Source organism: Terrimonas sp. (assembly GCF_003075435.1).
In the GTDB taxonomy this organism is placed as follows: Bacteria; Bacteroidota; Bacteroidia; order Chitinophagales; family Chitinophagaceae; genus Agriterribacter.
Map to the genome: position 1 here is coordinate 1 of NZ_QCZJ01000039.1, position 12,825 is coordinate 12,825.

At 37.3% G+C, this 12,825-nt stretch carries 11 protein-coding genes; 2 read left to right on the forward strand and 9 right to left on the reverse strand.

Translation table 11 applies throughout. From position 1 onward, the window contains the following. The first annotated feature begins 22 nt into the window (after positions 1-22). Complete coding sequence (locus tag DC498_RS26855) at positions 23-169, forward strand: hypothetical protein (protein WP_370443934.1); 147 nt, start codon at positions 23-25, stop codon at positions 167-169. A 376-nt stretch (positions 170-545) separates the two neighbouring features. Here DC498_RS26855 and DC498_RS24075 read toward each other — a convergent pair whose 3' ends face one another. Continuing rightward, positions 546-2,450 (reverse strand): cytochrome-c peroxidase, encoded by a 1,905-nt coding sequence (locus DC498_RS24075; protein ID WP_116876679.1) that lies wholly within the window; start codon positions 2,448-2,450, stop codon positions 546-548. 27 nt (positions 2,451-2,477) lie between these two features. After that, positions 2,478-3,818, reverse strand: coding sequence for an alkaline phosphatase family protein (locus DC498_RS24080; protein ID WP_116876680.1), 1,341 nt, complete (start codon positions 3,816-3,818; stop codon positions 2,478-2,480). Between the two features lie 371 nt (positions 3,819-4,189). Here DC498_RS24080 and DC498_RS24090 point away from each other — a divergent pair, with 371 nt between their 5' ends. Then, entirely contained in the window at positions 4,190-5,401 is a 1,212-nt protein-coding gene (locus tag DC498_RS24090) for an MgtC/SapB family protein (protein WP_165813948.1), read from the forward strand. A 57-nt stretch (positions 5,402-5,458) separates the two neighbouring features. Here DC498_RS24090 and DC498_RS24095 read toward each other — a convergent pair whose 3' ends face one another. The 7 genes from DC498_RS24095 to DC498_RS24125 form a co-directional block, all read right to left on the reverse strand. Then, positions 5,459-6,052 (reverse strand): cytochrome b/b6 domain-containing protein, encoded by a 594-nt coding sequence (locus DC498_RS24095; RefSeq protein ID WP_116876683.1) that lies wholly within the window; start codon positions 6,050-6,052, stop codon positions 5,459-5,461. Positions 6,053-6,134: 82 nt separating this feature from the next. Further along, the gene (locus tag DC498_RS24100) at positions 6,135-8,612 is read right to left on the reverse strand and encodes a TonB-dependent receptor (protein WP_116876684.1); all 2,478 of its coding nucleotides are present in this window, start codon (positions 8,610-8,612) and stop codon (positions 6,135-6,137) included. 515 nt (positions 8,613-9,127) lie between these two features. Beyond that, the gene (locus tag DC498_RS24105; protein WP_116876685.1) at positions 9,128-9,607 is read right to left on the reverse strand and encodes a helix-turn-helix transcriptional regulator; all 480 of its coding nucleotides are present in this window, start codon (positions 9,605-9,607) and stop codon (positions 9,128-9,130) included. Between the two features lie 261 nt (positions 9,608-9,868). After that, positions 9,869-11,638, reverse strand: a complete 1,770-nt coding sequence (locus tag DC498_RS24110) for a DUF2326 domain-containing protein (protein ID WP_116876686.1) — start codon at positions 11,636-11,638, stop codon at positions 9,869-9,871. Next, a complete protein-coding gene (locus tag DC498_RS24115; protein ID WP_116876687.1) occupies positions 11,638-11,871 on the reverse strand; it encodes an ABC-three component system middle component 8 in 234 nt (77 codons plus the stop codon). Before DC498_RS24115 ends, DC498_RS24110 begins: the two co-directional genes overlap by 1 nt. After that, a complete protein-coding gene (locus tag DC498_RS24120; protein WP_116876688.1) occupies positions 11,868-12,329 on the reverse strand; it encodes an ABC-three component system protein in 462 nt (153 codons plus the stop codon). The genes DC498_RS24115 and DC498_RS24120 overlap by 4 nt, the downstream gene beginning before the upstream one ends. 44 nt (positions 12,330-12,373) lie before the next feature. Next, positions 12,374-12,811 carry a hypothetical protein gene (locus DC498_RS24125; RefSeq protein ID WP_116876689.1) on the reverse strand — a complete coding sequence of 146 codons (438 nt, stop codon included), beginning with the start codon at positions 12,809-12,811 and terminating at the stop codon, positions 12,374-12,376. Between the last annotated feature and the right edge of the window lie 14 nt (positions 12,812-12,825).

Consider the following 12,825-nt stretch of genomic DNA (forward strand, 5'->3'; position numbering starts at 1 on the left):
ATCAAAAGAACATAAAAAAAAGCTGCATTATAATATTTACGTAACTAATGTTGGATCTGATATACTACCTCCATCTGAGGTTAGAAAAACCTATTACCTGCGCTGGCAAATAGAACTGGTATTTAAACGTGGAAATCATTCTTTCGCATTAATGAAGTTAAACGGGTAAAAAGAGAAAGACTGGAATGCCAGCTACTGGGCAGGCTGTTATGGATATTGATTAATTGGAGCTTATTCAGCCGTCTCAATAAGCACGTATCTGCCTGTGGACAAACGGTAAGTATGCTGATGTTTTTTAAACGAAGCCGCAAATTTGCTTTTACTTTAAAAATCGTACTATTAAAAAAGTTACCAATAAAAACATGGCTATCCCATACCTATCTCCCGCTGATAATAGATTGTGTATGCATTGCACCAAAAAATAAACAAACGCATTATGAATCCTTACAGTTTAATACAAAGTCTTAGCTTAACGACTATGGTGTCACCACATACCAGTAGGTAAATTTCTATATAACAACTTTATATGAGCAACTCAATAAACTCTATTTGCTTTCCAGGCTTTTCATAAAACCGATAATATCTTTTTTTTCTTCTTCAGAAAGGTTAAGATTTTCTTTAGAAAGCGTTTGATTAGGCAGGTTTATTCTTAACCCGGCGCCCCCCCCGTTATTATAAAAATCCATTACCAGGTCTAAAGTTTGATATACACCATTATGCATATATGGAGATGTTTTATCTACATTCCTTACTGAAGGAATTTTAAAAGCATACTTGTAAGCATCAATGCCAATTACATCATAATAACCACGATCTGTATCCAGCGTGGAATCCGAGAGAGACAAGGGAACACCCAACACCTCTGTTTCACTAACAACATATTTGGGTGGGGTAATACCATTAAATAATGGAATAAAATGACAGGTAGCACACTTCGCTTTTCCCATAAACAAATTAAATCCCTTCAATTCGCTCGCCGACAAGGCTTGTTCATTACCCTGCATATAATCATCAAACCGGCTATTGAGTTTAACAAGACTCCGCACATAAGCCGCTAATGCATTTACTACTTCCTCTGCGTTTATTTCTCTTCCATAATTTTCCGGAAAAATGTTTGTTGAATAATAATTTGAGGAGACAGGATTTGAAAGATTTTTTTTTCCGGGAAAAGCTTTGGAGAATAGTGATTGATAGGTTTTATCCGCTGAAACATATTCTACTATTGTATCCATAGAGCCATCCATTTCCTCTTTATTGCCAATCACATCCCATATCTGTTCTTCCAGCGTTAGCGCTCTCATATCATAGAAGTAATTAGACTGTAAAGCAGCGTTGATTAACGTGGGCGTATTTCTTCTCAATAGCTTTGCGGGATGATGGATGTTTGTATTTTTAGGCAATCCGTCAGCAAAGGCCAATTCAGGGCGGTGGCAGGAAGCACAGCTTCTTGTTCCATTGCCAGATATTGATACATCGTAAAAGAGTTTTTCTCCCAATAGTACTTTCGGTGTGGTTGTTTGAAATTCAGCACCCGGAGCGAATGCATCCACATTGAACGCATTCGTATCAAACAATGTTCTTGCTTCCTGATTCAACATCCGGTTATATTTTATCTTCTCACCGGGTAAACCCTGTTCCAATTCAGCAATTCCGGTACTGATGCTATTTGCATAATGTGAAATAAAATTTGCCCGGTCAAAAGCGTTAAAATCGGTATGTTGATGTAAGTAATTGATGGATTTTTCCAGCTCTTGCAATAAAGTGTTTTTCCGGCCATCCTTTACATAGGCAGGCAGCATTTCTCGCAGGCTTTTTAAAGCTGCCGCCGATTCTTCCATACTTTTCAGAGAGAGTGGATTGTCAAAACCGGTAATCCCCAAAGCAATTATCCTGAATATTTCCAGCTTAGCGGCATCCAGAATCCGCCAGTCGGCAAGCTGTTGATCAGTAAAAAATGACACCAGGTATTTTGTACTATTTATTAAATGATCTACTTCGTTGATCAGTTCCTTTTTATCACCTTCATCGTATATAGGGTAAATATACCCCTCTATAACCTGCAGCCCCATCGGATCAATGGCACGTGCAATGGAAGAATCTAATAAATCCGCATTTTCAATCTCCTGAACAGGCGGTCCATTTAATCTGTCTGTAAGGTCAGCGGCAAAATATGCTGCCGCCCATTCAAATGCTTTAAAGAGTAACCTTGATTGTAAAAAAATACGACGAATGTTTTGTGTATCTACGTGCGCTTTACCGGACTCTGCCAATAAAGAGTCTTTTACATAATCACGAAAGGATACAATATCGTTCAAAATTTTTTCCCTGATTTTCCGTTCTCGTTTGCCCTCCTGTGCTCTTATTGTATAAAATTTTTTATGATGGGGCGTAAAGCTTGCAATGAATATGCCCATAAAAAGAAAGCCCGCTATTCCGATTTTCTTATACATAACACATGAGCTTTTCTGCAACAGTAATTACTTAAATATAAGGGTATTCATGAAGGGATTGGCATTCTTATCACGGTCTGCCAATGGCGCTATTCCCCACCGATGCTCAATAAAAGAAAGTATACTTACTGTTTCATATTGTGTGTGATCGACAAAGCCTTTTTTAGCAAAAGGCCCAATAACAATAGCAGGTATCCGGCTTCCCGGCCCCCAGCGGTCTATAACCGGTGGGGCCACATGATCAAAGAATCCACCAAATTCATCGTAGGTCAGTATCACAAGAGCGTCTTTTGCATTGGGACCCTCTAACACGGCATTAATTAATTTTACCGCCAGCTGCTCAGAAGAATATACATCGGCGCCTCCCGGATGTTCATCATTTCCTCCGCCAGGCTTTACAAAACAAACGCTGGGAAGCGTTCCTTCGTTCGCAGCTTTTAAGAAATCATTTTGATCCCTCATATGTTTTCTGCCTTCTGTTCCTTCGGCATACCCGGCAAAATACAGGAAGGGCTCATGGTTATACGCAAAATTGTTTTTCTTTTCAGCTACAGCATCATCCCATCCTTCTGAATACCAGGCCCAGGATATTCCTTTTTCACTTAATTTATCACCTATAGTTGGCATTGTTTGAGACGGCACTAATTTAGTAGTATCTGATTTAGGAGGATAAGGTTTATTACGGGAAAAAACATGGTTAATAACATACCCATCAGGAGTAACAATTCCATCTTTTATCATCTTACCATTCTCGTCCAACTTTGCAATTAATGATGGCGGAGCATCAGGCCATACCGGCACAGCAGCAGAAATCATATAAACATGGTTAAAGTAGGAACCACCAAAAACACTCTGAAAGAAATTGTCGCACAAAGTATATTTTTTGGCTATCGGGTATAAAGGCAGTTTTTTTGTTGTATAATAGCCCATTGCCAGTCCTTTAGAATCGTTATATGCCGCAAACCTGTCCATTTTCCCACCGTTTATTTGTAACTGGTTATGAAAGAAGCGATGTGTAACATCTGGCGTTTTTTTGTCGGATGTTACGTATTGATCTATATTAAACAGCTTATTAGGCAGGTTAACAGGGAAAGAGTTGTTCCTCGGAATTTCTGGCAGGTATTTATAAGGGTTCCCATTCTCATCCACCTGAACAAAGTTTCCTTTTTGAGCATTTTTAATACCGTTTGCTCCTTTAAATTCACCGTAAAGATTATCGAAACTGCGGTTTTCCATATAAACAACAACTACATGATTAATTTGCCGGATACCCTCATCAAATGAAACTTCCTGCCGTTGCGCTTTTTTACTGGTTCCACAACTGCTGATCAAAGAAATACTAAGAAAAATAAAAAAAAGACGCTGCATATTCGTTCAGTTTTTAGAAGATTTAATGATAAATAAAAAACAGACCATATTGATTCTGGAGATTATCAAAACAAGCCTATTCATAAAAAGATTGCCTGCTTTACTAAAATTCCTGGATGCTCTTGTTATTTTTATAACGATATTTTTCCCTTATGCACAGTACAAACTTACCGTATTTTGTTATACTACTGTTATGATCAATCACACACTAATCAAAAGTGAAGTAGCAACAGAATTCATATTCTACTGAATTAGATAGTATATTTGACGTTTGTAGTAACCAATATTTTTCTACGGAAGAACAATTTATACATTTTAATGTTAGTGCAATTGCTTTAAAAATTGCTGTAGCTGTTGGTATAGGCATGCTGATGGGATTAGAACGCAACTGGTCGCACAAAGAGGCCGGCATTAGAACTTTTTCCATCATTTCATTAATAGGAATGCTATCGGCGCAGGTAAGCAATGCCTTAATTATTGCTGGACTCGCAGGTGTGTGTTTGTTAATTTTAATATCAAACATCAGAAGTTTTTTAACCGAGCGCAATACCGAAATAACTACTTCGGCTGCCATGATAGCCTGCTACATTTTAGGAGTGTTGACCGGCAAGGGGCATATTTTTACTCCTGTGGCAGGTACTATTATTATTACAGCAATTTTGGCATGGAAAGCGGAGCTAAGCAGATTTGCCGGCGGCTTGCAGACTTCCGAAGTAAGGAGTGCAATTTTACTGGGCCTTATCGGTTTTGTGATCTACCCGCTGCTGCCGAATCGTTATATTGATCCCTGGCAGCTTTTTAATCCAAGCGATGCCTGGGTTAGTATTATTGCCATTGCCGGCATTGGTTTCCTGAACTATATTTTCTTAAAAGTTTTTAGTTCTAAAGGACTTTATCTTGGAGCTGTTTTTGGCGGTTTAGTAAACAGTACAGCTACCATTGCAGAAATGACCACCCGTGTAAATGAAGCAGGAACGCCGTACAGAATTACGATGCTATCCAGTATTATTAATATTTCGATGTTTACAAGAAATATGATACTGGCAGCTATTTTTGTACCGCTCTCTCTTACGGCTACATTATTGCCGTTGCTGGCAATGTCCTGCATTGCTGCTCTTTGGATTTGGAAAGATTACAACACTTTTAAAAAGCAAAGTGCGTTGTCAGAAGAATCCATCAAACTTGCCTCGCCGATTGCCATAAAGAAAATCGCGTCTTTCGGCTTACTTTTTATCCTGATACAAGTAGGGGGTACACTAATAACAAGGTTTATGGGAAGTTCGGGCATGATCGTTACCGCTGCAGTTGGCGGTTTGGTTAGCAGCGCCAGTACTACGGCTGCTGCTGCAACAATGGCAATGCATGGCCAGATATCGGCAAACATTGCAGGCAGCGCAGCTATTATATCTTCCATGGCAAGCGCCTTAATTGATTTTCCTATTGTGTGGAAGAATATAAAAGACAAAAAACTGGTAAAAGCTTTTACTTTAAAATTAGCAAGTGTGTTGGCTGTAGGTATAGTTGCTGTAACATTAGATCATGTTTTTCATATTTCGGGATTTCTCATTAAATCATTTCATTGATACAGATAAGCAACACGATTAAAAGCTTTGCCCCATTATAGTGTAAATGTTCCGGTACTATTGCCTGCCGCCATGAATCATTCTGGAAATAATACCCTTATCAGTTCCCATCTCAGCTAAAACCAGCCCTGCTAAATGCAGAAAAATAAAAGCCAGGGAATAATATAGTGATTGCACATGAACGCCTTTCATAGCAGCGTATACACCAGGGTAAACTTTACCAACCAGTTTTATATAAGCGCCGGTAAATAAAGACAGGAACAGGCAAATGTAAAAAATGAGGTATATAGCCGATTTTATCCTTTCTTTAGAAGTGATATTCCTTGAAAAAGGATTGCTGAATACAGGCCCCTCAATCTTCATTACAATCAGCCGGATTATATAAAGCCCCAGCAAAACATAGCCTGCATAGATATGCCAGTCCCACATGGGTTTTCTAACTATTCTTCCAATTTTATCCGCAGTATCTTTAGGCATGTCAACATGATCTGTTGCTGCCTGCAGTATAACAACATCTGCAATATTATGCCGGTTCATCCATCCCTGGCGCAACCACACCGTAAGCAATATAAAAATAAAAGTCAGGGCTATTAGCCAGTGCAATATCCGGTGCGCCCGGGTGTAAGAACTTTTTAGAATAAATTTTGTCATACAGCATCAAAATAATGTATATACTGGAACAAAAAAAATCTCCTGTTTTTAGAAACAGGAGATTTTAGTACATCGCATTTCCTTAAAAGGTATACCCTACACCTACCAGGAAGTTTCTGGGTGTGCCGGGAAACAAACGGGTAAAGGAGTCCGCTCCCAGCCAATATGTTTTATTAAACAGGTTATTAAACGTAGCTGAAAGCTGTATTTTATCAATGCGATAGTAAAGTGCAGCATTTGCTACAGTATATTCAGGAAGTGTTATATCATAAGCACCGGATTCACGTTTTGACTGAAAATTAGCACCCAAAGCAATTCCGAGCCCTTTAACCGCGCCTCTGGTAACATCATATTTTGCCCAGAACCCACCCTGAGACTTTGGCGCATTAGCCGCCTGCTTACCTATCTCGTCTTTATCTTCACTTTTTGTTATCTCAGTATTATTAAAAGCAAGATTTGCCGTGATGCTTAAATTGTACAATATCCTTCCATATACATCCAGCTCAATACCCTTGCCTCTTACCTGGCCTATTTGCCTGAGCAGGTCTGGATTACCAAGGTCATTGGCTGTTTGCAATACATTATTTTGCTCTATTTTATATACTGCCAGCGTTGCAGATAACCGGTCATTTAACCAGCCTGACTTAACACCAAATTCAATCATATTACTTTCCAACGGGTCAAAAGGTCCTCCATATTTCGCAGGATCTCCTATATATCCCGCTTCCTGTGGCTGAAAACCGTAAACATAGGTACCGTAAAGGCTGATTTCCTTTAACGGCGTATATACCAAACCAAAACGTGGTAACAACGCTTTTTGATTAACATGAGTTGTAGCAGGTGTTCCATAACCAGCTATATCTGTATAAAACTCCTGACGCAATGATAGCAATGCTTTGAACTGTTTCCAGCTTAACTGATCCTGTATATACACGCCCTGGGTATAATATTTACCCAATTTATCCTGCTCAGCCGTACTGATATATTTGGCAGGATCGGAAATGGTATAATCCGGGTTGCGCAAATCAACTGACGGAACATTAGTAACCGGGCGTCCGTCAACAATCATATACTTTTCTTTTTTAGCCGGATCATATTTTTTAAGCGCTGATTTACCATCTGCAGACAGGTAACCCAACGCTTCTGCAGTTGTGTTACCAAAGCCATCTGAGCTTTGGATAAAGTCATATCCTGTTAATAAACGGTGCTCTAATCCGCCAGTGTTAAACCGGAAGGAGAAGTAAGAGGTAAGATTATCGGTAATGTTATCCGTAATCCTGTAATTATAACGCATTTCCATCAGGTCGGGAATATCATTACCGTCTTCATCTACTGCATTTTTATTGGCTGTCCGGTGCTCTCTTAAATCTTCATGATACACCCCTTTTAAATAGGAGGCGTTAAATGCAATATGATTGGAAAAATTATGTTGCAAGGAAAGCGTGGAAAATATTTTTTGTGCCTTTACATAATCATTAACCCGAGATAAGGATAAAGAAGTAGGTGTGGCATATAAATCTCTCACGCCGTTTACCGGAGAATAGGACGGTTGCCCCCTGTCATTGCGGCCATTATCGTTAATAAAAACAAGATCAAAGTTAATGCGTGTACGATCTGTTGGCAGAAAAGATACAGAAGGAGCGATTACGAAGGATTGCTTATTCTGTAGCTCACGAAAAGAGCCTGCATTCTGGTAGGCGAGGTTGAGCCTGTATAATAAAGTTTGAGACTGATTCATAGCCCCTGTAAAGTCAGAGGTGATCCGGATAGTGCCGTAGCTTCCAGTAGCAAAATTGATGGCTTTTCTGCTCTCTGCCAATGGCTTCTTGGTTACAATATTCACGGTTCCTCCGGGGCTGGTATTAGCAAATAATGCGCTGGCTGGTCCTTTAATTACTTCAACCCGTTCTACATAGGGCAATATATCTGCGGAGCGCTCACCGGTAAATGTTTTAAGCCCGTTAATGAGCGTTTGCTTTGATTCAGACTCAAACCCTCTTAAAACATATTTATTGTTCGTGTAGGAATTTTGGCTTACACCACTGATATTTTTCAATACATCCATCATCTTAAAAGCCATCTGGTCGTTAATCAGCTCTTTCGTTACATAGCTTATTGATTGTGGAATTTCCCGGATAGGCGTTTCAGTTTTGGTTGCTGTAAAACTATTGGTATTCTTATACCCCGTCTCTTTTCTTCCGGTAATTTCAACCGTTTGAAGATCAACATACTGTTTTTCTAACGTGAAATTCAAATGGGTTTTCTCTTCATTTTGAATAGTGAGGGTTTTGGTCTGGCTGATATAACCCAGCATTGAAATTTTCACCTCATATTCACCGGGAGTTACGTTCTTCCATTCAAATTCCCCATCATGATCTGTAATACCATTCTTATCACCATTATTAATTACCACGCTTGCACCTGGTAAAGGGCCCTCTTGTGATTTAACTTTGATTTTTAATTTTCCGGATTGCGAAAAAGCAGCAAGTGAAAAGCAAAGGAAAAAAACTGAAAACAACATAGTACATAACCGAAACCTGGTAAACGCCCAATTTGTCATTCTAATGGTTTTTTAAGGTGTGAAAACAATGACTCCTGAAAAAAGCCGTCATTGAAAAGTTTATTAATAACGGGCGCAAATGTTATTATAACTAAAGGAATGCGCTGTCGAAATGTGGAAATTTAATTACGAAATAGGGAAATTCATAGATAAACATATATTGTTTTGAACAGCCCTGTAATGTCTCCAAAAGTTCTGTAATGCTGTAAGTTTCGGGTGTTTAAAATGATAAAGAGCAAGTTGTTATGCTTGCTTTTCAATGTTTTTTTAATCAACTTATCCCGGCGTTCACCACAAATACTGCTTAGCAAGTTTAGTTGTATTGCATAAAATGTGAAATAACAATTTTATACTCACCTGAACCCAAAAACTACAGTTAAAAATATTCTGCACTGATTTCCGGAAAAATTTAACCGGGTGTAAAAAGTATTACAGCTAAAGAAGAAACGAGAAGGATGAAGGAAGAAGCAGGGAAGTAGTGACTTTTTAAACCATACAGGTTTATTATAGCGCTACTATGTTAGCGAAAAAAATGCAGTCTTTCTTGCCTGCAAAGCAGCCTGAACTTTAGCCATACCGTAAAAGCGGGATATTTCATTTTGCTCATTGGTATTACCGCGTTCATATACACGCTGTATTACCGCTTTATATTGCTTCTCCCAATCAATCTGTTTTACATCCGTATCCCAAAACAACGTTTTTCTAAACTTTGACAGGTCAGGTGTATGCTTCTTTTCCTTCTCTTTCTCTTTTTTAATATCATACCAGGCTTTCAGAAAAACCAGCGTTCCTTCACCCACTTGTAATTCCTTTTCTATCCTGAGGGCAAGCGCCGTATTTAAACTTCGCTTTCCTTTTGTAATAGCATTAAAAGTTTGGGGATGTTCGGAAAGAGATAATGCGAAAGGACGTTTTTTGATAGAACGCTTTTTTAATTCCCTCTCGAGTACAATACCGGGATGAATGCCCTTATATTTTTCAAACTGCTTGTTCACAAAACAAATGTAATCAAATTTGCTTATATGTTTAAATGTTTTCCGGCATTATCTGTAGCAATGTATCCATCAAATTTTCCCTATTGGCGGGTGTCTCCCATACACCAAAAACAGTCGCGGTAAGTTGCAGTACTCTCCTCTATACTTTATCTTATCTGCCCGGAAAATTGTGCTGGTATGTGAAGGCACATACCAGTAGGGAAAATATGTGATTTTAATTAAATTGTAACCTACTTAAGATACCTTCTTTTATAGGTATTATCAAAAACTAAACCCAAACAGCTTTCCTTCATCACCTGAGTCGTCGAGTGATAAACAAATCTGCTTTGGAGTAAATGTTTTTAAAATCTCCGAAGGAATATCATGTTCTATGGACGTTAATATGTATTGCAGATTGTAGCGTGCGCAATAATCAATAACAAGGTTAATATAATTAGCTTTTTTTCTATTGTCAAGGCCTTCAAGTGCTCCATCATGATAAACAAAGCGATAAAATGATTGTTTATGATAAGCAACGAGTACAGCAATATCAAACGAAATACAAAGTAATTTTTGATATGTGTTTCCTTTTCCTTCAGCTGTTATATCTACCTCATTCTCTTTAGTTACTTCAACCTTAAATTCAACATTCCCTTGACTATTTTGCCGCATAAAAATAATCGCGGAAGAGTTAACGATATATTTAAAAATATTATGGAATATGCGTCTTATTTCAGGATATACTTTATTAATATCGTTTTGATTAATTTCGGCATTAATGTCTTTAATTATGATTTCAAGTTTTTCTGTCAGCTTTTCAGTTGCTTCATTTAGTAACGCAATCTTGTCTATACTTTTCAATTTTTCATCAAGACGAGATATTTCTCCTTCGATCTTGGTTAAATCAATCTGATAGCCTTTGAATTTTTTAAAAGAATCTTTATCCTTCAATACAGATAAGATTTCATTACGTTTATTGTTATAACGTAGTAGGTCGGCTCTAATAGCTTTTAGCTGCTCAGTTAATTCAATTATTTTTTCTTCCAGATATTTATTGCGTTCCGCAGTAATTCTTTTATTGAAGTCCTCAAGGTCTTTATAGTCTTTTATTAAATTTTCTGGAAAGAAAATCTTGGACTCTTCATATATCTGTTTTAACTGGTTAATATCAAAGGAAACGTTTTGAGAAAATGATTCTTTCGTCTTATCAAGATCAAATTCGAGTTTATATTCAATAGAATTAAGCTCCGAGATGCGCCTTTCCACATCTTCTACGAGTTCTTTATTTAATTTTCTTTCTTGCTGATAAAAATTAAAGTTGTCTATTTGTCGTTCAATATCTGCCTGCTCTGCTTTCTTTAAGGATATCGCCCCTCTGATTTTATCAACCTCATCGGAATCTACAGCAAATTTGGACTTTAAACCACTTATAAAAGTTTTTTGTTCGGCTATTTCAGTATCAGTATTGTATTTGCTTATTAGCAGATCTCCATTAAACCCAAGCATGTCAAACATAAACGGTTTCCAATCTACATCTTTTCCTTTTGCAAACTTGGATAGTTGAAACACATCATGATAATCCTTTTGAGATCGGAGAAAGTATGTGACTGATTTTCTAAACCCCCATTTCTGCAGTACATCAAAGGATAAACATTCATTAAGTTTTTCTTCAGCTGCTGCAAAACTTAGATTTAAGTAATCCCACTCATTTTCATCTAAAAGACTAACGGAAACATTCGTTTGTTTGAATGATATTTTACTTGGCGATGTTACAGATCTTCTAATCGTTAGATATTGTCCGCTATTTAATAAGATTTCCAGATAAAATACATAGTCTGCAAATAACTCCTGATACTTCTTAAAAATATGATCCTCTGATAAATTTCTAAGTAACATGAAATCAATTACTGCAATCAATGTTGTTTTGCCAAGATTATGTGAATCTTTATTGAGATCGAGCTTTTTAGTAACCTTTGCCAATACAATATTAAGCCCATCGTTGAATACAATGCTCTTAAACTTTTTATTGGCGTATAATTGACTCAATTTCATTACAAATATTCTATTGTATCAATATCCTTTCGGTACTCAATTTTCCCTAATGCATACAAAAAACTGAGTGTGGGAATGAAAACATCTTTAGCACTTTCTCCTCTTGCCAAAATTACTTTTTTAAGAAGTTCGTCATATTTGATTGCTCCATCTTCTTTAAGGGTGCTAATTATCAATCCACCCAAGTTAAGTACAGATAAATTTAAATTTAGATATTTATGGGGAGCTATCATTTTGTTTTTCCTATATCGCAATTGAAATACATAAAATGTAAAAATACCCTTACAATACTTCGAATATCATGAAGTTTATCTGCGTTGTTCTCAACAACAAAGGTGACTAAATGTTCGATTAAATATTGAAATTCTGTAAATCTATCTCTTTCCAGCAATATTTTGGCTTTTAAATCGCTTACGGTATTACCATACATTCTGGTATACTTATCATTCTTAGGGTCCGTAAGAAATTGATCAATTTCTTTAAAGTATTGATTAGAATGACTTAAAAGAAAATCAAAATAATCCTTGCTGAGATTGTTCAGCTTATTTTTTTCGTCTTTAGCGATAACATCATAGCTTACAATATAGTCTGCGGCATTTTGCGAGATAGCTTTAGTCTGTTCTGAGAATACAATAATGACATCTCTTAAATCTTCCTCGTAAAAACGTAAAGGAGCTGCAAACCTATACAATCCAAACTTATCTGCAATAAAAGGAAAGTCTGTTAGGTATGTATCTAACTGTTCCGCCCTATTATCTCAACATTTTGAATGCCGAGTCCAGTTTGTAGCTGCTCAATAATGATAGGATGCACACCTCCAGGCAATTTTCTGTTAGTAAAAAGCAAATAGCAGTCAAATGGTGTATCTGCTTTTATCTCATTAAGCCTAACAATTTCTTTGACTAGAATTGAGGTTTTGTTTACTGAAAAATCATTATCACTACAACTTGCATTTAATGTCTTTGTGTGTTTCGCCTGCAAATTAAATGTACCTGACCACGGTGCAGACTGAGAGGGAAATTTTTCAGCTGTTCCGGTAAACCAACTATCCTTCGCGCCGTCTTTTCCTATAGAAAATGTTTTGCAGCCAATTCCTAAAATTTCCTTGGCTACCCGAATAACTAGTTCTTCAAACTCCTCATCCGATAAATTCTCATAAGGGAAATAGTTCATCTTTAAGCAGTAAT

Excerpts from the sequence above, each read along its gene's own strand:
- DC498_RS24090 (WP_165813948.1), top strand. The coding sequence starts at position 4,190 with ATGGGATTAGAACGCAACTGGTCGCACAAAGAGGCCGGCATTAGAACT.
- DC498_RS24100 (WP_116876684.1), bottom strand. The coding sequence starts at position 8,612 with ATGACAAATTGGGCGTTTACCAGGTTTCGGTTATGTACTATGTTGTTT.
- DC498_RS24080 (WP_116876680.1), bottom strand. The coding sequence starts at position 3,818 with ATGCAGCGTCTTTTTTTTATTTTTCTTAGTATTTCTTTGATCAGCAGT.
- DC498_RS24095 (WP_116876683.1), bottom strand. The coding sequence starts at position 6,052 with ATGACAAAATTTATTCTAAAAAGTTCTTACACCCGGGCGCACCGGATA.
- DC498_RS24110 (WP_116876686.1), bottom strand. The coding sequence starts at position 11,638 with ATGAAATTGAGTCAATTATACGCCAATAAAAAGTTTAAGAGCATTGTA.
- DC498_RS24075 (WP_116876679.1), bottom strand. The coding sequence starts at position 2,450 with ATGTATAAGAAAATCGGAATAGCGGGCTTTCTTTTTATGGGCATATTC.
- DC498_RS24115 (WP_116876687.1), bottom strand. The coding sequence starts at position 11,871 with ATGATAGCTCCCCATAAATATCTAAATTTAAATTTATCTGTACTTAAC.
- DC498_RS24125 (WP_116876689.1), bottom strand. The coding sequence starts at position 12,811 with ATGAACTATTTCCCTTATGAGAATTTATCGGATGAGGAGTTTGAAGAA.